At 74.8% G+C, this 22,703-nt stretch carries 25 protein-coding genes; 16 read left to right on the top strand and 9 right to left on the bottom strand.

Annotated features, from left to right (window positions below; genetic code table 11):
* Window positions 1–30 precede the first annotated feature (30 nt).
* On the top strand, window positions 31–1,059 hold the full coding sequence (locus tag AB0O91_RS32195; protein ID WP_363440750.1) for a YafY family protein: 1,029 nt from the start codon (window positions 31–33) through the stop codon (window positions 1,057–1,059).
* Between the two features lie 25 nt (window positions 1,060–1,084).
* Here AB0O91_RS32195 and AB0O91_RS32190 read toward each other — a convergent pair whose 3' ends face one another.
* Window positions 1,085–2,392: a YibE/F family protein gene (locus AB0O91_RS32190; protein ID WP_363440747.1), complete on the bottom strand. Its 1,308-nt coding sequence runs from the start codon at window positions 2,390–2,392 to the stop codon at window positions 1,085–1,087.
* Between the two features lie 486 nt (window positions 2,393–2,878).
* Here AB0O91_RS32190 and AB0O91_RS32185 point away from each other — a divergent pair, with 486 nt between their 5' ends.
* Both AB0O91_RS32185 and AB0O91_RS32180 read left to right on the top strand, forming a co-directional pair.
* Complete coding sequence (locus tag AB0O91_RS32185; protein ID WP_363440744.1) at window positions 2,879–5,293, top strand: transglycosylase domain-containing protein; 2,415 nt, start codon at window positions 2,879–2,881, stop codon at window positions 5,291–5,293.
* A gap of 86 nt (window positions 5,294–5,379) precedes the next feature.
* Window positions 5,380–5,673, top strand: coding sequence for a hypothetical protein (locus AB0O91_RS32180; RefSeq protein ID WP_363440741.1), 294 nt, complete (start codon window positions 5,380–5,382; stop codon window positions 5,671–5,673).
* 32 nt (window positions 5,674–5,705) lie between these two features.
* On the opposite strand, the gene AB0O91_RS32175 is transcribed toward AB0O91_RS32180, so the two are convergent.
* Window positions 5,706–6,326 (bottom strand): hypothetical protein, encoded by a 621-nt coding sequence (locus AB0O91_RS32175; protein ID WP_363440738.1) that lies wholly within the window; start codon window positions 6,324–6,326, stop codon window positions 5,706–5,708.
* Window positions 6,327–6,342: 16 nt separating this feature from the next.
* Complete coding sequence (locus tag AB0O91_RS32170; protein WP_363440735.1) at window positions 6,343–6,891, bottom strand: alpha/beta hydrolase; 549 nt, start codon at window positions 6,889–6,891, stop codon at window positions 6,343–6,345.
* A gap of 313 nt (window positions 6,892–7,204) precedes the next feature.
* On the opposite strand from AB0O91_RS32170, the gene AB0O91_RS32165 reads away from it, so the two are divergent.
* The 3 genes from AB0O91_RS32165 to AB0O91_RS32155 all read left to right on the top strand — a co-directional run bounded on the left by AB0O91_RS32165 (window position 7,205) and on the right by AB0O91_RS32155 (window position 9,848).
* A complete protein-coding gene (locus tag AB0O91_RS32165) occupies window positions 7,205–7,771 on the top strand; it encodes a DJ-1/PfpI family protein (protein ID WP_363440732.1) in 567 nt (188 codons plus the stop codon).
* Between the two features lie 169 nt (window positions 7,772–7,940).
* Window positions 7,941–9,245: a serine hydrolase domain-containing protein gene (locus AB0O91_RS32160; RefSeq protein ID WP_363440729.1), complete on the top strand. Its 1,305-nt coding sequence runs from the start codon at window positions 7,941–7,943 to the stop codon at window positions 9,243–9,245.
* A 57-nt stretch (window positions 9,246–9,302) separates the two neighbouring features.
* Window positions 9,303–9,848, top strand: coding sequence for a gamma carbonic anhydrase family protein (locus tag AB0O91_RS32155; protein WP_363440727.1), 546 nt, complete (start codon window positions 9,303–9,305; stop codon window positions 9,846–9,848).
* Here AB0O91_RS32155 and AB0O91_RS32150 read toward each other — a convergent pair.
* The gene (locus AB0O91_RS32150) at window positions 9,845–11,059 is read right to left on the bottom strand and encodes an MFS transporter (protein WP_363440724.1); all 1,215 of its coding nucleotides are present in this window, start codon (window positions 11,057–11,059) and stop codon (window positions 9,845–9,847) included. The two genes, AB0O91_RS32155 and AB0O91_RS32150, sit on opposite strands and share 4 nt — an antisense overlap.
* Before the next feature lie 171 nt (window positions 11,060–11,230).
* Between AB0O91_RS32150 and AB0O91_RS32145 the strand changes: the two genes are divergently transcribed.
* The 3 genes from AB0O91_RS32145 (at window position 11,231) to AB0O91_RS32135 (ending at window position 12,159) form a co-directional block, all read left to right on the top strand.
* Complete coding sequence (locus tag AB0O91_RS32145) at window positions 11,231–11,461, top strand: DUF2277 domain-containing protein (RefSeq protein WP_363440721.1); 231 nt, start codon at window positions 11,231–11,233, stop codon at window positions 11,459–11,461.
* 55 nt (window positions 11,462–11,516) lie between these two features.
* Window positions 11,517–11,753, top strand: coding sequence for a DUF6296 family protein (locus tag AB0O91_RS32140; RefSeq protein ID WP_363440718.1), 237 nt, complete (start codon window positions 11,517–11,519; stop codon window positions 11,751–11,753).
* A gap of 121 nt (window positions 11,754–11,874) precedes the next feature.
* Window positions 11,875–12,159: a DUF427 domain-containing protein gene (locus AB0O91_RS32135; RefSeq protein ID WP_363440715.1), complete on the top strand. Its 285-nt coding sequence runs from the start codon at window positions 11,875–11,877 to the stop codon at window positions 12,157–12,159.
* Window positions 12,160–12,258: 99 nt separating this feature from the next.
* Here the strand turns inward: AB0O91_RS32135 and AB0O91_RS32130 are convergent, their stop codons facing one another.
* The 4 genes from AB0O91_RS32130 to AB0O91_RS32115 form a co-directional block, all read right to left on the bottom strand.
* Window positions 12,259–12,600 (bottom strand): hypothetical protein, encoded by a 342-nt coding sequence (locus AB0O91_RS32130; protein WP_363440712.1) that lies wholly within the window; start codon window positions 12,598–12,600, stop codon window positions 12,259–12,261.
* Window positions 12,601–12,716: 116 nt separating this feature from the next.
* The gene (locus AB0O91_RS32125; protein ID WP_363440709.1) at window positions 12,717–12,881 is read right to left on the bottom strand and encodes a hypothetical protein; all 165 of its coding nucleotides are present in this window, start codon (window positions 12,879–12,881) and stop codon (window positions 12,717–12,719) included.
* Between the two features lie 164 nt (window positions 12,882–13,045).
* Window positions 13,046–14,257: a cytochrome P450 gene (locus AB0O91_RS32120; protein WP_363440706.1), complete on the bottom strand. Its 1,212-nt coding sequence runs from the start codon at window positions 14,255–14,257 to the stop codon at window positions 13,046–13,048.
* An 88-nt stretch (window positions 14,258–14,345) separates the two neighbouring features.
* Window positions 14,346–14,564, bottom strand: coding sequence for a ferredoxin (locus tag AB0O91_RS32115; protein WP_363440703.1), 219 nt, complete (start codon window positions 14,562–14,564; stop codon window positions 14,346–14,348).
* Window positions 14,565–14,847: 283 nt separating this feature from the next.
* On the opposite strand from AB0O91_RS32115, the gene AB0O91_RS32110 reads away from it, so the two are divergent.
* The 7 genes from AB0O91_RS32110 (at window position 14,848) to AB0O91_RS32080 (ending at window position 22,163) form a co-directional block, all read left to right on the top strand.
* On the top strand, window positions 14,848–15,207 hold the full coding sequence (locus AB0O91_RS32110; RefSeq protein ID WP_363440700.1) for a hypothetical protein: 360 nt from the start codon (window positions 14,848–14,850) through the stop codon (window positions 15,205–15,207).
* Window positions 15,208–15,538: 331 nt separating this feature from the next.
* Entirely contained in the window at window positions 15,539–16,336 is a 798-nt protein-coding gene (locus AB0O91_RS32105) for a glycerophosphodiester phosphodiesterase (RefSeq protein WP_363440696.1), read from the top strand.
* Window positions 16,337–16,421: 85 nt separating this feature from the next.
* Window positions 16,422–17,735: an MFS transporter gene (locus tag AB0O91_RS32100; protein WP_363440797.1), complete on the top strand. Its 1,314-nt coding sequence runs from the start codon at window positions 16,422–16,424 to the stop codon at window positions 17,733–17,735.
* A gap of 144 nt (window positions 17,736–17,879) precedes the next feature.
* Window positions 17,880–18,362 (top strand): GNAT family N-acetyltransferase, encoded by a 483-nt coding sequence (locus AB0O91_RS32095; RefSeq protein ID WP_363440694.1) that lies wholly within the window; start codon window positions 17,880–17,882, stop codon window positions 18,360–18,362.
* Window positions 18,363–18,488: 126 nt separating this feature from the next.
* Complete coding sequence (locus AB0O91_RS32090) at window positions 18,489–19,463, top strand: CAP domain-containing protein (RefSeq protein WP_363440691.1); 975 nt, start codon at window positions 18,489–18,491, stop codon at window positions 19,461–19,463.
* A gap of 187 nt (window positions 19,464–19,650) precedes the next feature.
* On the top strand, window positions 19,651–21,219 hold the full coding sequence (locus tag AB0O91_RS32085) for a sigma-70 family RNA polymerase sigma factor (protein ID WP_363440688.1): 1,569 nt from the start codon (window positions 19,651–19,653) through the stop codon (window positions 21,217–21,219).
* A gap of 230 nt (window positions 21,220–21,449) precedes the next feature.
* Complete coding sequence (locus tag AB0O91_RS32080; protein WP_363440685.1) at window positions 21,450–22,163, top strand: hypothetical protein; 714 nt, start codon at window positions 21,450–21,452, stop codon at window positions 22,161–22,163.
* A 57-nt stretch (window positions 22,164–22,220) separates the two neighbouring features.
* Here AB0O91_RS32080 and AB0O91_RS32075 read toward each other — a convergent pair whose 3' ends face one another.
* A complete protein-coding gene (locus AB0O91_RS32075; RefSeq protein ID WP_363440682.1) occupies window positions 22,221–22,457 on the bottom strand; it encodes a hypothetical protein in 237 nt (78 codons plus the stop codon).
* Window positions 22,458–22,703: the final 246 nt, after the last annotated feature.

Here is a 22,703-nt window from a genome sequence, read left to right as displayed (position 1 = left end):
CAGTCCGGTATTCCGGGTTAGGCTGCGGACATGTCCCGACCGACCGCACGCGTGCTGACGCTCCTGGAGCTGCTGCAGTCCGGCGGCATCCGGACGGTGGCCGAACTCGCCGACCGGCTCGGCGTCGAAGGACGCACCGTGCGGCGCTACGTGGACCAGCTGATCGACCTGGACATCCCCGTGGAGTCGGTGCGCGGCCGCTACGGCGGGTACCGGCTCGCCCCCGGGTACCGGCTGCCCCCGCTGATGCTCAGCGAGGACGAGGCGGTGGCCGTGCTGCTCGGCCTGCTCGCCGGCCCCCGGGCCGGGTCGGCGACGACCGGGCTCACGGCGGGCGAGACGGCCTCGGCGAAGATCCGGCGGGTCCTGCCCCGGCACACCGCCCGTCGGCTCGACGCCCTCCTGGAGGCCCTCGCCTTCACGGACCGGCCCGGGGCGGCCGACGGCCCGGACCCGGCGGTGCTGCTCACCCTCGCCGACGCGGTGCGCCACCGCCGACCGGTGTCGATCCGCTACACCGACCGCGAGGGACGGCGCAGCGAACGCACCCTGCACGCCCACGGGATCGTCGCCCACGCCGGCCGGTGGTACGTCACGGGGGAGGACGCCGGGATCGGCGAGGACCGCACCTTCCGGCTCGACCGCATCACGGACGCCCGGGCGCTGCCCGGCGCCTTCGAGGCGCCCGGGGACTCCGACCCGGCGCAGCGCCTGCTGGCCGGGTTCGCGACGGCGGAGTACCGGCACGCGGTGACCCTGCGGATCCACGCGACGGTCGAACACGTCCGGGCCCACCTGCCGGCCGGCGTCGCCCGCCTGGCGGAGTACGCGCCCGACACGGACGGGGACCGGGCGGCGCAGGGCGGCGTCGACCGGGCGGCGCGGCCCGGTGCGGGCCCGCGCTGGCTGCGGGTCGAGCTGCGGGCGGAGCGGCTGGACTGGCTGCCGCCGGTGCTCGCCGCGCTCGACCGGCCGTTCGTCGTCGAGCGCCCCGACGAACTGCGCGACCTCGTCCGCGCGGCCGCCGACCGCCTCGCCGCCGGCGCCCGGCACCCCTGAGGCCGGGACCGGACCGGGCCCGGCCTCAGGCGGTCCGGTGCCGCCCGGAGCCGGCCGCCGCCGTCCGGGGCTGGTCGGCGGCCGCGATCAGGGCCGCCAGGGCGGTGGTGACCGGGACGGAGGCCACCAGGCCGATGCTGCCGACCAGGGTGCGGGCGATCTCCTCGGCCACCAGTTCGCTGGTGGCCACCGACACCACCGTCCGGTGCGCGATCGAGAACAGCAGGAGCAGCGGCAGGGCGGCGCCCGCGTAGGCGAGCACCAGGGTGTTGACGGTCGAGGCGATGTGGTCGCGGCCGATCCGCATGCCGGTCCGGTACAGCCGGCGGGCGCCCATGGTCGGGTCGGCCTCGTGGAGTTCCCAGATCGCCGAGGTCTGGGTGACCGTCACGTCGAACAGCACGCCGAGCGAGCCGATCACGTACCCGGCCAGCAGGAGGCCGCGGATCTCGATGCCCGGGTAGAGGTCGTGGACCAGCCCGGTCTCCTCCGAGGTGTTCCCGGTCAGGTGGGCCCAGGAGGCGAAGACCAGGCTCAGCACCCCGATCAGCACCAGGGACACCAGCGTGCCCAGCACCGCCACCGAGGTGCGGGCGGACAGGCCGTGGCACAGGTAGAGGGCGATCAGCATGATCGCGCTGGCGCCGACGATCGCCACCAGCAGCGGGTCCGAACCGCGCAGGATGGCGGGCAGGATGAAGAGCGAGAGCACCGCGAAGCTGATCACCAGGGCGACCAGGGCGGCGACCCCGCGCCAGCGTCCGACCGCCACCACGGCGACGGCGAACAGCCCGGCCAGCACGCCCATCGGCAGGTTCCGGTCCACGTCGACCACGCTGTACTGGAGGTCCGCGGGGGCGCCCGGCGCGTAGGTGAGGACGACCCGCTGGCCGAGTCCGTACTGCCGGGGCTCGGCCGGGTGGACGACCAGGGTGAAGGTGCGGCCGCGGTCCGGGCCGTCGGTCACCTCGACGGTGTCCTGCCGGCAGGACCCCTGGTCGGCGGGGTCGAGGTCGCCGCAGGGGAGTTCCCGGACGGCGGTGACCCGGCCGTGCCGGATCTGCTGGTCGAAACCGACGCCGGTGTGCTGGTGGTTCGGGACCCCGCCCGGCCAGAGCACCGCCAGGCCGACCACGACGGCCGCCGCGAACGGGATCAGCACGGCCGCGATCACCTTGCGCAGGTGGGCGGAGACCGGGGCGGCCGGGCCGTGGGCGTGGCCGTGCCCGGCGGGTCCGCCCGCACCACCGTGCGCGTGCGGCTCCGCGTCCCCGTGGGGGTGCCCGTCCCCGTGCGTGTGCCCGGGCCCGTCGTCCGGCGTCCCTGCGTCCACCTCACGCCTCCTCAGTCCTCGTGCGCGGCATCCGAAATCATCGACGCCCGGTGCGTCGTCGCCCGGCAGGGCGTGAACCGTGGGCGCGCCGCGGGCGGGCGGGTGCGGCGTGCAGCCCGGTGCCGGGGATCGCCCCACCGGCCGCCCGTACGCTCCCAAGTCCGCTGCCACCGCCGTCTCCTGGGCGTGCCGGAACACCGCGACGCGCCGACCCCACCATCCCCCTGGACGACAACGAGCCGGAGACCGACGGATCACGCCCGCGGTCCGGCGGACCGCCACTGCGGGGCCGGGCCTGCGGCGGGCCCGGCGAGCTGGGGTTCGAGCGCCCGGGCGCGGGGGAGGTCGGCCGTGGACGAACGGCCCCTGCCCCCACGCGCCCTGTCGTGGGGTCTTCTCGAATGAGTCGAACCTGTCGTGATTTTGTGACAATAGTTCGCCAACACGCCGCCCACGGTGGGGATTCACGGCCGTAATGTTCGAACTATGTCACCGAAGAGCCGCATACCTCGCCCGGACCCGGGCGACACCTGGGTCCCGCGCCCCAGGCGCCGCGAGACCCCGCTCGGAATCCTGCGCCATGCGGCCACCTTCCTCGGCTCCTGCGTGCTGGGCGGTGTGCTGCTGGCGGGCCTGATCCTCCCGGCGGCGGGCGCGGTCGGACTGGGCGCGAAGAACGGCGCCGAAGGCTTCCAGAGCATCCCCGACGACTTCAAGACCCCGCCGCTGACCCAGGCGACGCAGATCTTCGACGCCAAGGGCGGGCTGATCGCCAAGGTCTACGAGCGCGACCGGACGGTCATCACGGCCGACCAGATGTCGCCGCTGATCCGCAGGGCCCAGGTGGACATCGAGGACGCCCGGTTCTACGAGCACGGCGCGGTCGACCTCAAGGGCGTGCTGCGGGCGATCACCAAGAACGCGGAGAGCGGCGCCGCGGTGCAGGGCGCCTCCACCCTCACCCAGCAGTACGTGAAGAACGTCAACGTCGAACTGGCCGGGGACGACCCGGTGGCGGTGCGCGAGGCCCAGCGCAAGACCCTCGGCCGCAAGATCCAGGAACTCCGGTACGCCATCAAGCTGGAGGAGGACCTGCCGAAGGAGCAGATCCTCACCAACTACCTGAACATCACCTTCTACGGCCACCAGGCGTACGGCATCGAGGCCGCCTCCCAGCGCTACTTCGGGAAGGCCGCCAAGGACCTCGGTCTCCCCGAGGCGGCGATGCTCGCCGGGCTGGTGCAGAACCCGTCCCAGTACGACCCGAAGCTGCACCCGGTGGCCGCCAAGAAGCGCCGGGACACCGTCATCGACAAGATGGTGGAGAACAAGCACATCACCGCCGACCAGGCGAAGGAGGCGAAGGCCGCCCCGCTCGGCCTCAACTACCAGGAGCCGCAGAACGGTTGCATCACGGCCCAGGCCGGGATGGGCTTCTTCTGCGACTACGTGCGGCACGTGGTCAAGCAGGACCCGGCCTTCGGCAAGAGCGCCGGTGAGCGCAAGAAGCTGTGGGACACCGGCGGGTTGAACATCTACACCACCCTCGACCCGGACAAGCAGGCCGCCGCGCAGAACGCCGTCTCCACCCTGGTCTACGTCACCGACCCGGTCTCGGCGGCGATGACCATGGTCGAGCCGGGCAGCGGCAAGATCCTCGCGATGGCCCAGACCCGCCCGTACGGCCTGGCGAAGGAGAAGAACCAGACCGTCGTCAACTTCAACGTGGACGCGGCGATGGGCGGCGGCGTCGGCTTCCAGCCCGGCTCCAACTTCAAGCCGATCGTGGCCGCCGCCGCCCTGGAGGCCGGCCTGCCGCCCACCCAGCAGTACGACTCGCCGAACCGGATGGACTGGCCGACGATGACGACCTGCGAGGGCACCTGGAAGAACCTGAACAAGGGCAAGAAGGACGGGGTCATCCCCAACGAGAGCCCGAGCGAGAAGGGCCCGTACGCGCTCAAGCAGGCCATGGCCCTCTCGGTGAACACCTACTTCGTGCAGATGGAGCAGGAGATCGGCCTCTGCGCCGTCAAGCAGATGGCCAACAAGCTGGGCGTGACCGGCAAGGCGAGCGGCGACCCGCTGCAGGAGGTGCCGGCCCTCGGCCTCGGCACCCAGGAGGTCAGCCCGCTGACCATGGCCAACGTGTACGCGACCTTCGCCGCCCGGGGCAGCTACTGCGCACCGCTGGCGATCAACCGGATCACCACGGTGGACGGCAAGGACGTCCCGGTGGCCCCGGCCCGCTGCGACCAGGTGATGTCCACGGACACCGCCGACGTGATCAACAGCGTGCTGCTCGGGGTGACCGAGAAGGGCGGCACCGCCCGGGACCTCCGGCTGGACGACGACCGCCAGATCGCGGGCAAGACCGGCACCACGGACGAGAAGAAGTCGGCCTGGTTCACCGGCTACACCGGCGACCTGGCCGGCTCGGTCTGGCTGGGCAGCCCCGGCACCAAGATCCCGATGCGCAACATCCGGATCGGCGGCCAGTACCAGGCCGAGGTGTACGGGGCGACCGGCCCGGGGCCGATCTGGCAGAAGGCGATGAGCGAGGCCGTCCGCACCGTGCCGGACAAGGAGTTCACCACCGTCCGCATCCCCGACCCGGTCCGGCGCGACCCGGGCTGCGGCGGCCCCACGGGCTCGCCGAGTTGCACCGGGACGAGCGGCGCAGGGACGAGCGGCACCGGCGGGTCCGGGACCGGCGGGTCCGCCAACCCGGGCAATCCGGGCGGGTCCGCCAACCCGGGCCGCCCGCGCAGCACCGACACACCGACCAGTGAGCAGACCTGGGGGCAGACCGGCGGCGCGATCGGCGGCCTGATCCCCCGTTCGACCCCGTCCGCCCCGTCCAGCCCCTACGCCCCGCCGGACGACGGCGCCGACCAGTAGCCCCGACGGACCCGGTGACCGGCGCGGCCCCGCATGAGTACCCGTACTCATGCGGGGCCGCCGCCCGTCGGCGGACGATGGGCGCCATGCCGCACAGCTTCCTCGGCGTCCCCGCCGTCCTCTGGCCCTCGATCGGCTACCTGGCCGGGTACCTGGCGATCGCCGTCGCCGCCGCCCGCGAACTGCGCGCCGGCACCAGCGCGGCGAACGCCGTCCGGCAGTGGACGGCGGTGGTGTGGACGATGCCGGGCTTCCTGCTCGCGATGGCGGTCAACCCCTTCCCGGACGGCACCGCGGCCCGCTTCCTGTCCGCCACCGCGCTCGGCGCGGCGGGCAACGCGGCGCTGCTGGCGCTGGTCTGCCACGCCCTGGGGCTGTGACCGCGCCGCCACCCGGACTCCCGCACCAGGCTTCAGCGGGCCTCGACCGGCTCCCCGCTGTCCTGGTCGAGGTTGAACACCCGCCGGTAGGAGTCGGTGACCACGGTGATCTGGGTCCGCCCGGTCCAGCTCGCCTCCACCAGCCGGGCGTCCTCCGGGGCGCCGCCGACGTCCGCGAGCAGCCAGCGCCGGGCGGACCAGCCCTGGCCGCTCTCCAGCAGCACCTGCCAGTGCTCACCGGCCTGCGGTCCCGAGTCGTACGAGCGGTGCACCACCACCAGGGCCCGCGGCGCACCCGCCGGGGCGATCTCCCGGCTGCGGGTCTCGGCGGCCGACACCTTGTGCGCGGCCAGCACGCCGAGCAGGAACACCACCCCGGCGGTCACCGTGACCGCCCGGGTGGCGGTCCGCAGCGCGGTGCGGCGGTCGCCCAGCCAGGCGGCGGCGATCAGCGCGGCCAGCGCCGCGCCGAGCAGCAGCTCGGGCCGGTTCAGCAGGTCGGCGACCAGCATCCGCCCGCCCGAGCGGCTCTCCCACTGGCCCTCGGTGTACAGCAGCACGGCCGCCGCCCCGGCCGCCCCCAGCAGCCGGACCACGGTGCGCCTGCCCCGCGGCGTGCGGCGGCGTCGCTCGTCCATCGTCCCCCCGGTCATTCGTCCACGGCTCCGTTCACAGCTCCGCGAGGAGTTTCCGGCCCTCCGGCCAGTCGCCCAGCCCGGAGTCCGAGTTGAGGTGTCCGTACGCGCCCGGCTCGACGTACCGGGCGCCCCATGCCCGGGCGAACGCGCGGGCCCGCTCCGGGGTCACCCACGGGTCGTCGGTGGAGGAGACCACCACGGTCGGGAACGGGAACGGCTCCAGCGCCACCGGCCGGAAGCCGGTCAGCTCCGGCACCTCGGCGGTGTCCACGTCGGCGGGGGCGACCAGCAGCGCGCCCCGGACGGCGGCGGTCCGACCGGCGGGCGCCCCGGCCACCCAGCGGGCCGCCGTGACACAGCCCAGGCTGTGCGCCACCAGCACCACCGGCCCCTCGGCGGCGGCCGCGGCCACCGCCGCGTCCACCCGGGCCACCCAGTCGTCCTGCTCCGGGTGGTCCCAGTCCGCCTGCCGGACCCTGCGGAAGGCGGCCGGCTCGGCGGCCTCCCAGCGGGTCTGCCAGTGCTCGGGGCCCGAGTTCTGGTACCCGGGGAGGACGAGGTAGGTGGTGCGGTCGGTCATGGGCTCCTCCGGAGGGCGTTCGGTGCCGGGCAGCACAGGAGTCTAGGACCCGTCCGCGGCGGGGCCGCAGCCGGGCGCCGCACCCCTCCACGGGCCCGGCGCCGTCCTCCGCGGGTCCGCCGGGGCGCTCCGCCCGGCCCGGCGCGCGCAGCACGCGACCGGCGCGTGCGCCGTGCCACGCGCCGTGATGCGCCTGGTGCGCCCTGTTGCCAACAGCACGCCGGGTACGGGAGTTTGGGGCGGGCCCGGGCGGTCGCCACCGCCTCCGGCCCGTACCAGAACTGACGCTCGATCCTGTGGAGGGATGTCGGCGATGACATCGAAGATCCTGCTCGTCACCGGGGACGCCGCCGAGTCGCTGGAGGTGTTCTACCCGTACCAGCGGCTGCGCGAGGAGGGTTACCAGGTCGACATCGCGGCCCCGACCAAGAAGCGCCTCCAGTTCGTGGTGCACGACTTCGTGGACGGCTACGACACGTACACGGAGAAGCCCGGCTACACCTGGCCCGCCGACCTCGCCTTCGCCGACGTCGACCCGGCCGACTACGTGGCCCTGGTGATCCCGGGCGGCCGCGCCCCCGAGTACCTGCGCAACGACCCGGACGTGCAGCGGATCACCCGGCACTTCTTCGCCGGCGACAAGCCGGTCGCCCAGATCTGCCACGGCCCGCTGATCACCGCCGCCGCCGGGGTGCTGGACGGCCGCCGCACCTCCGCCTACCCCGCGCTCGCCCCCGACATCGCGGCGGCCGGCGCCGAGTTCGTCGAGGCCGAGGCGGTGGTGGACGGCGTGGTCGTCTCGGCCCGCGCCTGGCCCGACCACCCGGCGTGGCTGCGCGCCTTCATCGAGGTCCTGCGCACCAAGGCGCCGGTGGCCTGACCGGCGCCCGGCCGTACCCCGAGGATTCTCGGGGTACGGCCCCGGAGCCCGCTCAGGGGCATCGGCCCCCCTGCGGTGGAGGACCGCCGCCGGACCACCTGGCATGGTGGCAACACCCAGGGAAGCGGACCGAGTTGACGACCCGGCCGCCCGAGTCAGGGAGACCGGAATGACCGCCGATCCGACCGCTCCGCGCCGGACGCTCCGCCGTCCGGCGCTGCGCGCCGCCGTCACGCTCGCCGTGGGCGCGGGCCTGCTCGCCGCCCTCGCCCCGGCCGCCGTCGCCGCACCCGCCGACCGCGGCCCGGCGGCCGGCTGCCACGGCCCGCTGCACCTCACCGCCGCCGACCCCGCCGGCCGGGCGGAGTCCGCCACCGGCCGGGCCGACTGGGCCGCCGCCGACGCCGCCCTGGCCGGCCTCACCGGCCCCGGCTACGGCACCTCCGCCCTCGGCGCCGTCCGGCAGGACGGCCGGCTGCTGTGGCGCAACGCCACCGGCGTCGCCGACCTCTCCACCGGCGGGCCCGCCGACCCCGAGGGCCGGTTCCGGATCGGCAGCATCACCAAGACCTTCCTGGCCACCACCCTGCTCCAACTGGTCGGCGAACGGCGGCTGGGCCTGGACGACCGGCTGGAGTGCCTGCTGCCCGGGGTGGTCCCGAACAGCACCGCGATCACCGTCCGCGAGGTGCTCGACCACACCAGCGGAATCGCCGACTACACCCAGGACCCGGCCTTCGACACCACTGACCCGAGCTGGCTCACCGACCGCCGCTTCCACCGGTACACCCTCCAGGACCTGGTCGACCTCGCGAACACGTACCCGCCCGCCTTCCCGCCGGGCCGGGACTGGGGCTACTCCAACACCAACTACGAACTGGTCGGGATGATCGTCGAGAAGCTCACCGGCCACCCCTGGCAGGAGGAGGTCACCCGGCGGATCATCCGCCCGCTCCACCTCACCGGCACCTCGATGCCCGGCCACTCGCCCTTCATTCCGGGCCCGCACGCCCACGGCTACCTCAAGACCGCCACCGGCCCGGTCGACGTCACCCTGCTCGACCCCTCGATGGCCGGCTCGGCCGGCGCCGGCATCTCCACCACGGCCGACCTCACCACCTTCATCGCCGCCCTGCTCGGTGGCCGGCTGCTGCCCCCGGCCGAACTCGCCGAGATGCAGCGCACCACCGCGACCGGCGGCGGCCAGGCCTACGGCCTCGGCCTCCAGCGGGTGGACACCCCCTGCGGCACCTTCTGGGGCCACGCCGGCGGCATCCCGGGCTACAGCACCGAGATGCTCGGCTCGGCGGACGGGAGGCGGCAGTTCGCCTCGGCCGTCACCGTCTACGACGTCTCCGACGCCACCGCCGCCGAAGCCGCCGTGAACCGGCTGACCACCACCGCCCTGTGCGGCGCCCCGGCCCCGACCGCCGCCCCCGGAGCCGGGCCCGACCTCGCCCGCACGGGCCGCTGACCGGCCCCCTACGCTGACCGGCGACAGTGCAGCCGAGCACCACCAGGAGGACGAGCCATGGCAGGACCGCTGATCGCCGCAGTCGGGGGCAAGGCGCCCGTCGTCGACCCGAGCGCCTTCCTCGCGCCGGGCGCCGTCGTGATCGGGGACGTCACCGTCGGCGCCGGGGCGAGCATCTGGTACGGCGCGGTGCTGCGCGGCGACGCCGAGTCGATCAGCGTCGGCGCGGGCAGCAACATCCAGGACAACTGCACCCTGCACGCCGACCCCGGCTTCCCGCTGGTCGTCGGCGAGCGGATCTCGGTGGGCCACAACGCGGTGCTGCACGGCTGCACCGTCGAGGACGACGTGCTGGTCGGGATGAGCGCCACGATCCTCAACGGCGCCCGGATCGGGGCCGGCTCGCTGGTCGCGGCGGGCGCGGTGGTGACCCAGGGCACGGACGTCCCGCCCGGCTCGCTGGTCGCGGGCGTCCCGGCCAAGGTCCGCCGGGAGCTGACCGAGGAGGAGCGGGCCGGGATCAAGGCCAACGGCGAGGGGTACCGGCTGCTGGCCGGGGCGCACCAGGAGCTCGAGGAGGTCCCGGGGAGCCAGGGGAGCTAGCGGGCCTCGGGCAGCGGGACGGGGCCCGGCGCGGCGGCGGCCGCCGGTTCGACCGGTACGGCCGCCGGCCGCCGCCGGTCCGCCGCCCAGGCCAGCAGGGCGACGACCGCGCCGGCGACGGCCAGGCCCGCACCCACCAGGGTCGGCGAGGTCCAGCCGAGCCCGGCGGCCAGCGCCAGCCCGCCGAAGTACGCGCCCTGGGCGTTGGCCAGGTTGAACGCGCCCTGCACGGTCGCGGAGGCCAGGGTGGGCGCGCTGCGGGCCTTCTGCAGCACCAGGGTCTGCACCGCCGGGACGATCGCGAAGCCGAACAGCCCGATCAGCACCACGGTGACCGCCGCCGACCAGCGGGCGTGCGCGGTCACCGCGAACAGCGCCAGCGTCGCGGCGAGCAGCAGGAAGGACACGCAGACGGTCGGGCGCAGCGCCCGGTCCGCGGCGAAGCCGCCCAGCACGTTGCCGATCGTCATCCCGACCCCGAACAGCGCCAGCACACCGGTCACCGAGCCGGTCGCGTAGCCGGAGACCTCGGTGAGCAGCGGTGCGATGTAGCTGTAGCAGGCGAACATGCCGCCGCAGCCGACCACCACGGTGGCCAGCGCCAGCCACAGCTGTCCGCTGCGGAAGGCCCGCAGCTCGTGCCGGAGCCCGGACTGGCCGGGGGAGGGCAGGGCCGGGACGAGCCGGGCGATGGCGAGCGTCCCGGCGGCGGCGATCAGCACCACCACCAGCATGGTCGCCCGCCAGCCCAGGTGCTGGCCGAGCAGGGTGGCGGCCGGGACGCCGACGATGTTGGCGACGGTCAGCCCGGAGAACATCACCGCGACCGCCCGGGCCCGCCGGTCCGGCGCCACCAGCTCGGCGGCGGCCACCGCCCCGGCGCCGAAGAAGGCGCCGTGCGGCAGCCCGGTGATCAGCCGGGCGGCGGCCAGCGTCCAGAAGTCGGGGGCGAGCGCGCAGAGCAGGTTGCCGGTGGCGAACAGCGCGGCCAGCGCCACCAGCACCGCCTTCCGGGGCTTCCCGGCGGCCAGGGCGGTGAGCAGCGGCGCGCCGACCACCACCCCCAGCGCGTACGCGGAGATCAGCCAGCCCGCCTGCGGGATGGAGACGTGCAGACTGTCGGCGACCTGGGGGAGCAGCCCCATGGCGGCGAATTCGGTGGTGCCGATGGCGAAAGCGGTGACGGCCAGCGCGAACAGCGCGAGAGGCAAGGGGGTGACTCCGGGGTGATGCCCGCGCCCGGCGGGGTGCGCGGCGGGGTGGTTCGTTCACCGGGAATCCTAATCGGGCCGGATGACGGGCCCGTGAGGCCCGTGTGACGAAACGGCGGCGCGGGGCGGAAGCGGCTCGCCCCGGCGGCCCCGGCGCGCGAGACTGGGGGCATGTGCCGCAACATCAAGACGCTGCGACCTCCCGTGACGCCCGACGCCGACGAGGCGGACTTCCGCGCGGCCGCACTGCAGTACGTCCGCAAGGTGTCCGGGTTCCGTGCCCCGGCGGCGCACAACCGGGAGGCGTTCGACCGGGCCGTGGACGCGGTCGCGGAGGCCACCGCCCGGCTGCTGGACGAGCTGGAGGTCCGCGGCGCGCCGGCCCGGGCCGCGGCCCGGTGAGGGCCGGTCCGGTGCGGGCCCACCGGGTGCAGGCCGCCGATCGGAGGAGCCGCTGATGGAATCCGTCGACCGTTACGCGCTGACCTTCCCGGGCACGCCCGGCACCCAGGCCCCGCAGGACGTGGTCGTGGTCACCCGGACCAGCGCCAAGGGCCCCGGCGGGCACCCGGTGTACGAGGACGCCAGCGGGATCGTCCGGGCCGAGATCAGCGACGCGGGCGAGGTCCGGATGCTCGCCAGCGGCGGCCACCAGACCCCGCACCTGCCGGTGCACGCCCACCCGCTGCCCTGACCGCCGAAACCCCGGGCCGCCGAAGCCCCGGGCCCCGCTGTCCCGGTCCGTCGTCCCGGGTCCGCGGGCCGGAGTCCCGAAGCGCCGGACGGGGGCCCGCCCGCTCGGGCACAATCGCCGCATGACCACAGCGAGCTGGCAGGGCACGGTCGTCGCCGAGAGCGAGGACACCGTCGTCGTCGAGGGCAACCACTACTTTCCGGTCGATTCGGTCCGGGCCGAGTACCTGCGGCCGTCCGACACCACCACGGTGTGCGGCTGGAAGGGCACCGCGAACTACTACACCCTGCAGGTGGCCGGGCAGAGCAACCCGGACGCGGCCTGGTACTACGCCGAACCGAAGCCCGAGGCCGAGCACGTCCGGGGCCGGGTGGCGTTCTGGCGCGGCGTGGAGATCACCGACTGACCCGCCTTGCGGGCCGCCCCGCCCACCCGGCCGGTCACGGCCGCCCCGCCCACCCGGCCGGTCACGGCCGGCCGGGCGCACGGGAGTGTGCGGCCGGGGTCAGCCGCCGGGGGCCGGGGGCGGGGCGACCGCTCCGCGTCCGGTCTTGACGCCGTTGACCATGGCCTGGTGGATGGCCCGCGCGGTACCCTCGTCCGCCGCGGTGACCGGGCTGCCCGAGACCGTGTACCAGTCCAGGGCGCCGGTGTACTGGACGGTCAGCCGCGCCTCGCCGTCCGCCCACGTGGTGTGCACGGTGAGGTCGCCGGAGATCGGGCCGACCTCCGTGGTGGTGACCCCGCCGGGGCCGCTGATGACGGACTGGGTGGTCCAGGTCGCCCACGAGGTGCGCGGGTCCGTGGGCGGCCGGGCCTGCCGGTCGCTTTGATCGTGTTCGGTCATGCGCCTATCCTCCCCCGCCGGTGAGCCGCCGCCGCGGCAGCGACACCTGCGGTCACAGGGACCGCCCGGTTCCGCCGGGCGGTCCGATGGGTGGGTCGGGGTGGTGCGGCGGGCGGTCAGCCGTCCGCGCCGGGCTCGTCCAGCATGGGGTCGCCCTCCGCCTGGGAGGTGTCCTGGGCGTGCAGGTTCTGCATCGAGGTGATGCCATCCTCGGGGTCCGCGGCGCGGACGTCCTCCTCGCGGTCGGTGCTCACCTCGGACCGTGCGCTCATGTCGGTCATCGCGGGCTCCGTCTCCTCGGCCGGCTCGGGCACGCCACGACCGCAGGCGCGGCCGGGCCGGGTCTGTCCCTCACCCCTCCAGCCTGCCTCCGCCCCGGCGCCGGGGCCAGCCGGGTGACCCGCGCGCCGCCGGCCCGGGCCGTTCCGGCGCGCGGGTCGCGGGCTCACCAGCTCACGGGCAGCGACCGCATCCCGTAGATGAACGACTCGGTGCGGAACGCGCGCTCGCCGGCCAACTGCAGCCCCGGCAGCCGCCGGAACAGCGTCTCCAGCGCGATCTGCAGCTCGGCGCGGGCCAGCGGCTGGCCCAGGCACTGGTGCACGCCGAAGCCGAAGGACAGGTGCCGCCGGGCGTCCCGGTCCAGGTCCAGCTCGTCCGTGGCCCGGTGGTCTGCGCCGCCGAACACCGCCTCGTCCCGGTTGGCCGTGGACAGCATCGCGATCACGCCCTCCCCGGCCCGCACCGTCACCCCGCCCAGCTCCACGTCCTCCAGCGCGACCCGGGGCAGGCCGGTGTGCACGATGGTCAGCAGGCGCAGCAGCTCCTCGACCGCGCCGGGCAGTGCGGCCGGGTCGGCCAGCCTGGCGATCTGGTCCGGCCGCTCCAGCAGCAGGGCGGTCGACAACGCGATCATGTTGGCGGTGGTCTCGTGCCCGGCTATCAGCAGCAGCACGCCCGTGCCGGCCACGTCCTCCGCGGTCAGGTCGTCCCGCGCCGCCAGCCGGCTCAGGACGTCGTCCTCCGGATTCGCGCGCTTGCGGGTGGTCAGGTCGCGCAGGTACTCCAGGACCTCGTCCTGGGCCGCCCGGAGCTGCTCCACGGTGCTCTCCCGGCTGAGCATCGTGCGGCTCAGGCTCTGGAAGCGGTCGTGGTCCTCGTACGGCACGCCGAGCAGCAGGCAGATCACCAGCGAGGGCACCGGCAGCGCGAAGTCGGCGACCAGGTCGGCCGTGCTCCGGCCCGCGGTCATCCGGTCCAGTTCCTCGTCCACGATCCGCTGGATCTCCGGACGCAGCGCCTCCACCCGCTTGACCAGGAACTCCCCGGTGACCATGCGGCGCTGGCGGGCGTGCTCGGGGTCGTCGAGCCGCAGGAAGGTCGGGTTGTCGGTGATCAGCTCCTTGCGGGCACCGGCGACCAGCAGCGGGAAGGCCGGGTGGCGGATGTCGGCGCTGAACCGGCGGTCGGAGAGCACGGTGCGGACCTCGGCGTAGCCGGTGACCAGCCAGCAGGGGTCGCCGTCGGGCAGCTCGGCCCTGGTCACCGGCGCGGTGGTGGCGGCCTCGGTGTACACGGGCGGCGGGCCGAACGGGCAGGTGCCCGCGTGCGGGGCCGGCAGCAGGGGGACGGCGGGGGCGGTGGGTGTGGTGGTCAAGGTGGGGGTCTCCTCACGTCGCGGGTGTCCTCGTGGGGTTCAGGGAGCCCAGGAAGGTGCCCGACGGCCTGCCGGGCCGGGGGGCCGGTCAGGCCCCGGTCTGCGCGGGACCGTCCTCGGTGACGGTGATCGCCCGGCCCGGGCAGAGGTCGGCGGCGATTCTGACGTCGTCGAACTGCTCGGGCAGCAAAACGGCCTGACGGATCGTCACCAGGCTGTCCCGCTCGTCCTGGTCGAAGACCGCGGGTGCGTTCATCACGCACATGCCGGAGCTGCAGCAACGGTCCCGGTCGACGCTCACCTGCATGTGGGGCACCTCTCGCCAGGGCGGCGCCGGCCGCCCGGCGGCCGCCTCTCGTTGTCATCGCCAACCTAGTCGCCGCTGGTCCGTCCACGGAGGGGTGCGGCGGCCGGATCGAGAATGGCCGAATCGGCACCTACGGGTGAACGCCGTTGCGGCGCAATGCGTTTCCTTTCACGGTACGTCGCCGGAGGGCCGGCGGACAGGCCCGTGCGGAGGTGCTCGCCGCCTTGGGTGGTCGCCGAAGCGGCCTGGACGGCACCGGGGTTGATCGGGAAGGGGAGCGGCGATGTCGATCGCGTTCGTGCGCCGGGCGGACGGCCTGGTCTACCGCTACCGCCGGGAGGGCGAGTTCAACGGCAGGCCCGCCTTCAAGCGCCTGGACCTCGACGTGTGGTGCCGCTGGCTGCCCGGCCGCGGGTGGTGCACCGTCGGGGCGGACGGGACGGCCAACGGCTGGCCGCTGTCCGGCCGTTCCGGCCAGGGGGCGTTCCCGCCGCTCGGGCCTCTCTTTCGGATCATGCCGGATCAGCGCGCGGCGTTGGGCGCCCGGCTGGGCGTGCCGGCGGATCGTCCTCGTACTGGGCCGTACTTGGATGATTCGCCGGTGCGTCCAGGCGGGATGCCCGGCGTCGCGCGCCCGGCATGATCCGAAAGAGAGGGCCTGGGCCGTGGCGCAGTTGGAAGGCGGGGAGGTCCTACCTCTACGACCTGTGCCGCACCGACGGGCCGGCGGCGGGAACCGGGGGTCTCACAGCTCGGTGAGCTCGCCCGGGCCCAGGGAGCGCAGCGTGTGGTCGGCCAACTGGCGCCAACCGCAACGGCGGGGAAGTGGATCTTGTTCTCGGCGGCCGGGGCGGCCCGTCCGGCAGTCGCCGTTACTGCTTGACAGGGTGCGTAATACTGTAACGCGCGCGGTCCGAGGCGCTGTCGGAGCGGGCGGCGCCCGCGTTCCCTCCCCAGCCAGCTCGGAGCACCCCATGCACCCCTTCCTCGACCACCCGGGGCCGCTCGCCTTCGCCCACCGGGGCGGTGAGCTCGGGCACCCGGAGAACTCGCTCGCCGCGTTCGAGGCCGCCGTGGCGCTCGGGTACCGCTACCTGGAGACGGATGTGCACGCCACCGCGGACGGCGTGCTGGTGGCCTTCCACGACTCCCGGCTCGACCGGGTGACCGACCGCGCCGGGGCGGTGGCCGAACTGCCCTGGGAGGCCGTCCGGCGGGCCCGGATCGGCGGCACCGAACCGGTGCCGCTGCTGGAGGACCTGCTCGGGGCGTTCCCCGCGGCCCGGTTCAACGTGGACGTGAAGGCCGCGCCCGCCGTCGGCCCGCTGGTCGAGGCGATCCGCCGGACGAACGCCTGGGACCGGGTCTGCGTCGGCGGCTTCTCCGACAGCCGGATCGCCGCCGTGCGGGCTGCGGCCGGCCCCCGGCTGGCCACCTCGCTGGGCCCGCGCGAGGTGGCGCGGCTGCGGCTGCGCTCCCTGACGGGCCCGCTGCTGCCGGGGCGTCCGGCGAAGCCGTTCGCCGGGATCTGCGCCCAGGTGCCGGAGCGGCACCGGGGGATCCGGGTGGTCGACCGGGCCTTCGTCCGGGCCGCCCACCGGCTGGGCCTGCAGGTCCACGTGTGGACTGTGGACGATCCCACACGGATCAGGACTCTCCTCGACCTGGGTGTGGATGGCATCATGGCCGATCGCATCGACGTCCTGCGGGACGTCCTCGGCGAGCGCGGCTGCTGGACGGACGGCAGCGGCGGCTCCAGCACGGTGGAATAGAGGCCCCATGAGCACCACGGACCACTTGCCGGACGACGTCTCGTCGCCCCCGGCAGCCGCCGGCGACGGTCGCGCACTGCGTCGGATGCAGTTCGGCTGGTACATCAACGACTGGGCGAACGCCGCCTTCTCGGCCACCGTCCTGACGGTCTTCCTCGGTCCGTACCTCACCGAGGTGGCCAAGAACGCCGCGGACGCCTCCGGTGACGTCCACCCGCTCGGCCTGTCGATCCGCGCCGGATCGTTCTTCCCGTACACCGTCTCCTTCTCCGTGCTGATCTCGGTCGCGGTGATGCTGCTGACCGGCACGGTCGCCGACCGCACCGGCCGGCACAAGGAGCTGATGTGCGGCTTCGCCTACGTCGGCGCGCTCGCCACGATGGGGATGTTCTTCCTCCAGGGCGACCGCTACCTCCTCGGCGGCGCGCTGCTGGTGGTCGCCAACATCGCCTACGCCACGTCCGTCGCACTGTCCTACGCCTACCTGCCGGGCCTGGCCGCCCCCGACGAGCGGGACGCCGTCTCCTCCAAGGGCTGGGCGTACGGCTACGCCGGCGGCGGGCTGCTGCTGATCGCCAACCTGGCGCTGTTCCAGGGCCACGAGGCGCTCGGCCTGTCCTCCGGTACCGCCGTGCGGATCTGCCTGGCCTCGGCGGGCCTGTGGTGGGCGCTGTTCACGATCGTCCCGATGCTGCGGCTGCCCTCCCGGGCCGGCGCGGTCCGGGCGCGGGCCGAGGCCGCGCCCGACCAGCCCGCCGCCGGCAGCCTGCGCGAGCTGGGCCGCACGCTCAAGGGCATGCGCAAGCACCCGCTGACGCTGCTCTACCTGGCCGCCTTCCTCTGCTACAACGACGGCATCCAGACCGTCGTCTCGCAGGCCTCGCTGTACGGCAGCGAGGAACTCGGCATGGAGCAGGGCACCCTGGTCGCCGCCGTGCTGATCGTGCAGATCGTGGCGATCGGCGGCGCGCTGCTGCTGGGCCGGATCGCGCAGCGCTACGGCGCCAAGAGGACCATCCTGGGCTCGCTGGTCGGCTGGGTGGTCACGCTGGCGCTCGGCTACTTCATGCCCGCCCACCAGCCCGCCTGGTTCTACGCCCTGGCCTGCATGATCGGCCTGGTGCTGGGCGGCAGCCAGGCGCTCTCCCGTTCGCTGTTCTCGCACCTCATCCCGGCGGGCCGGGAGGCCGAGTACTTCAGCCTCTACAAGGTCAGCGACCGCGGCACCAGTTGGATGGGCCCGCTGGTCTTCGGCCTCGCGTACGAGATCACCGGCAGCTACCGGTCGGCGATCATCTCGCTGCTGGTGTTCTTCGTGATCGGCTTCGCGGTGCTGCTCAAGGTCCCGGTCCGCCGGGCGATCGAGGCCGTCGGCAACCCGGTTCCCGAGCGCCTCTGACCCGGCGGCCGGGTCGGGGCCGTCCGGGGTACCGACGGAATGGAGCGCGGGGCGGGCGGCGTTGGCCGCGGCGGAGCTCGGCCGGGCACCGGCGGTCCGTCATGCTGGGTCGGCCCGCCCGTCGGACCGTACGAGGAGACCGAGTTGAGCAGCACCGAAGCCGTGCACCCGTGGACCGTCGGCGCGCCGGAGCCGGGCGACTACCCGCACTGGCGCGAACTCTTCCGCGGGTACTGCGCGTTCTACCGGGTGCCGATGCCGGAGGAGAAGGCCGAGCGGGTCTGGTCCTGGCTGACCGACCCGGCGCACGAGCTGGAGGGGCTGCTGGTCCGGGACGGCGACGGCACGCCGGTCGGGCTCGCGCACTTCCGGCCGTTCGCCCGGCCGCTGCACGGTACGGTCGGCGGCTACCTGGACGACCTGTTCGTCGCGCCCGGGGCGCGCGGCGGCGGGGCGGTGGACGAACTGCTGGCCCGGCTGCGGGGGATCGCCGCCGAGCGCGGCTGGAGCACGGTGCGGTGGATCACGGCGGACGACAACCACCGGGCGCGCAGCAAGTACGACCAGGTCGCCACCCGGACGATGTTCGTCACCTACGACATGGCCCCGGAGGACGGCGCCCGCTGAGCCCGAGACCGGGCGCCGGAATCCCGTTCGGACATTCGCACGGACTTTCTGTTATCGGCGTCGCGCCGGGGGGTCTCCCAGGTGTCGGCACCCGACCAGCCGACCCGGACAGAAAGCAGTGGCCACGTGAACAGCGACGACAGGACGACCGTCATCCCGGTGAGCGGCAGCGGGAGCGGCGGTCCCGGCCGCCCGGCCGGCCGGGCCGCGCGACGGGCCGCCGCCCAGCGGCACACCGCTCGCGGCCGGCGCCGGCGCCGCGGGTTCGTGCCGGTGACCGCGGTCGTCGCCGCCGTGGCCGGGACGGGGCTGCTGGCCGCGCTGGCCGGGGCGGGGTACGCGGCGTACGGCGGCAAGTCGGCCGACCGCGACCTCGCCGGGCAGGCGGCCGCGGCCGACTCGCTGATCGCCGCCGAGGTCGGGACGCACGACGGCATCCAGGTGCCGGGCGCCGGCGGGGCGGGCCCGGCGGGGGCCGCGCTGCCCTCGGACAGCCCGACGGCGACGGATCCGGCGACCCCGAGTGCCACGGCGACCCCGAGTGCCACGGCCTCCCCGACGGCCCCGCCCAGCGCGACGCGGACCGCGCCGGTCCCGCCCACCGCCACCGCCAAGGCGAGCCCGACGGCCGCCCGCCCGAGCACGAACGGCGCGGCGGTCGCCGCCCAGCGGGCCCCCGCCGCACCGGCGGCCGCCCCGGCCGGTGGCGGCGCGGCCCCGGGGTACGCGCAGCAGGTCGTCGACCTGGTCAACGCCGAGCGGGCCAAGGCCGGGTGCGGACCGGTCAGCTCCGAGCCCCGGCTGGCGAGCGCGGCCCAGTCGCACAGCGACGACATGGCCGACCGCAACTACTTCGACCACGCCAGCCCGGAGGGCTACCACGCGGACCACCGGATCGAGGCCACCGGCTACCGCTGGAGCACCTGGGGCGAGAACATCGCCCGCGGCCAGAAGGACCCGGCGGCCGTGATGGACTCCTGGATGAACAGCCCCGGCCACCGCGCCAACATCCTGAACTGCGCGTTCAAGCAGCTCGGGGTGGGCGTGCGGACGGGCACCGACGGTCCATGGTGGACCCAGGTGTTCGCCGCCCCGGCCTGACCGGTCCGGGCACCGGCCCCTCCGTCGGCCTCCCTGCCGCCCGCCGCTCCGCCCGCGGCGCCCCTCGACACCGCCCTCCGGCGGTCCGATTTTCCGATTCCGCGCACATTGTTGTTATCTGATCACTCCCCACAGGTCTCCGAGGAGGCAGCGGCGGACGGAAACACGGCAAGACGGAGTGCGGACCATGAACGCTGATGTGCAGAACAGGACCGGGACGACCCTGGTGCGCGCGGCACAGGCAGGTGACCGGCAGGCCCAGGAGGCCCTGGTCGCCGCCTGGCTGCCGCTCGTCTACAACGTGGCGGGCCGTGCCCTCGGCGGCCACGCCGACGTGGACGACGTCGCCCAGGAGACCATGATCCGGGCGCTGGACGGCTTGGACGGGCTCCGCGACCCGGAGTCCTTCCGGTCCTGGCTGGTGGCGATCACCATGAACCAGGTCCGTCGCCGTCATGCCGCCGGTCAGCAGCAGCCCACCGTCGGCGGGCTGGACGAGACCTGGGAAGTCCCCGACCCCCGCGCCGATTTCACCGATCTGACCATCCTGCGGCTGGGCCTGTCCGGCCAGCGGCGCGAGGTGGCCGAGGCGACCCGCTGGCTGGATCCGGACGACCGCGAACTGCTCGCCCTGTGGTGGCTGGAGGCGAGCGGGGAGCTCGGCCGCGCCGAACTCGCCGAGGCCCTCGACCTGACCCCGCAGCACGCCGCCGTGCGGGTCCAGCGGATGAAGAAGCAGTTGGAGGCCGGCCGGGTCGTCGTCCGGGCCCTCGGCGCCTACCCGCGCTGCCCCCAACTCGCCGAGGTCACGGCCGGGTTCGACGGCACCCCGAACTCCGTCTGGCGCAAGCGGATCGCCCGGCACATCCGCGGCTGCGCCGGCTGCGACGGCCTCGGCCGCGACCTCTTCCCCGCCGAGGGCCTGCTCGCCGGGCTCGCGATGGTCCCGCTCCCGGCGGCCTCGCCCGCGCTGCTGCACCTCCAGCACACGGCCGCCGCCGCCGCGCACGCCGCCGCCGGGAGCGGCGCGGGGGCGGGCGCCGGTGCCGGGGCCGCGGCCACCGGCTCCGGCGCGCACGGGGGTTGGGCGGGCCTCGCGGCCCGCAAGGCGGTACTGGCGGGCGGCGCGGCCGCGGCGGTGGCCGTCACCACGCTGGCCCTGGTCTGGCCCCGGCCGAGCGAGCCGCCGAGCCCGGCCGTGCCCGGGCCCACCACCCCGACCGCCGCCCTGGACACCGCGACGGCCGCCCCCGTCACCCCGGCGGCCGCGCCCGTCAGCACCGCACCCGACCCGACGCCGACCCCCACCGCGACCACCACGCCGACCCCCTCGCCGACCGCGGCCCGGTCGGCCACCGCCACGCCGACGGCCAACGCGGAGCGGCAGCTGGTGGACCTGGTCAACGCCGAACGCGCCAAGGCGGGTTGCGCACCGCTGCGGATCGACCCCCGGCTGCACGGCTCGGCCCAGAAGCACGCCGACGACATGGCGGCCCGCGGCTTCTTCGACCACGTCAACCCCGACGGGCTGCGCCCCGACGCCCGGATCACCGCGGCCGGCTACCGCTGGTCCCAGTGGGGCGAGAACCTCGACCGGGGCCCGACCACGGCCGCGAGCGTCTTCGCCCGCTGGATGGACGGGGGCATCCACCAGTCCAACATGCTCGACTGCGGCTTCAAGGACATCGGCGTCGGCGTGGCCACCGGCGCGTCCGGCACCCTGTGGACCCAGGACCTCGGCGCCCCGATGCCCTGACGGCCCGGTCCGTCCACCCCTGCCGTCCACCACGTCCGACGGTCCGACAACCGGGCCCGGTCCGCTGTCGCGACCGGGCCCGGCGTTCGTTTCCGGCCATCTTCTGTCATGCCCATGCTAGGCACTTTGGATCGTTCCAATTATTGCTAAGGTCGCACCTGTTCCACCACCCCGGCGCCCGCACGGCGACCGTGCGGGCCCACAGGACCTGCCGATTGGAATGGTGTGAAGTGAACGAACCACGTCATCGACTGCCGGACCGTTCGCCGTGGGCGGCCCTCCGGGGCCGGCTCGCCGCCGCACTGGGGGTGGTCGCGCTGATCGCGGCCGTCCTCACCGGAACAGCCGCCGCCGGGACGGCCTCCGCCGCACCCGCGGCGGCCGGGACCGGCTGGATCTGCCGGGGCGCTCCGGTGACCCCGGGCTACGTCCTCACCAACCACACGAACAACGGCTGCAACGGCGCCGGCATGTGGTTCCAGCAGCCGGTGCAGAACGGCATCTGGACCTGCGCGACCTCGCCGATCCCGGCCGGGTACGTGCTCTCCGGACACCGGTCCACCGGCTGCGACGGCTTCGACTCCTGGTTCATGCGGCTGCCCGTGGACGGCCTGTGGACCTGCGGCACCTCGCCGATCCCGCCCGGCTACGTCATCACCAACCACCTGAACAACGGCATGGGCTGCGAGAACATCGACGTCTGGTTCATGCAACTGGCCAGGGACGGCCTGTGGACCTGCGGCGGCTCGCCGATCCCGCCCGGCTACGTCAACACCGGTCGCAACATCAACGGCTGTCAGGGCGTCGGCGCCTGGTTCCAGGTCGTGGCCAGGCCCGGCCTCCTGGTCTGTCCCGGCTACGCCGTCCCGCCGGGCTACCGCCTCGGCAACTACAACGCCTCCGGGTGCAGCGGACTGGGCGGCTACTACCTGGTCCGCACCTGAGTCCGGCCGGGGCCCGGGGAGGGCGCGCACGCCCTCCCCGGGCCCCGGGGTGCCGCGCTACGCGGGGGTGAGCGGGACCAGCCCGTCCGCCGGGCCGGTGACGTACCCGGTGGCCTGCCCGACCACGCCGCCCGCGTCCCCGACCTGCCCGGGCACCGCGCCCGGCGCGGTGGTCAGCGAACCGGGGGCCCCGTCCTGGCCGCCGACGGCGCTGGCGTGCGCGCTCGGCGCGGTCAGGGAGGCGACCACACCGACGGCGAGGGAGGCGACGGCGAGAAAGCTGCGCTTCTTCATGGCCGGTCCAACGACCGTACGCCACAAGGGTCACGGGTCGGCGCGGATCCCCGGCGCGGGCCGGGCCGGCCGTCCGGCGGCAGCCCGTCCGGCGGGTGCTCGGACGGCGGGAGCTTGGACGGCCCGCGTGCCGGCCGGGGCCAGGCCGGGCGGCAGGCGGGCCGTGGGGACCACCATGGCCCGTGCGCCCCGGGACGACCAGGGGCGCACGGGGGCGCCCGGACGTGCGGGGCGGCGCGATCCGGC

Source organism: Kitasatospora sp. NPDC089797 (assembly GCF_040684795.1).
Taxonomy (GTDB): Bacteria; Actinomycetota; Actinomycetes; order Streptomycetales; family Streptomycetaceae; genus Kitasatospora.
Note: the sequence above shows the minus strand (reverse complement) of the source record. Positions and strands in the feature narration are given on the sequence as shown.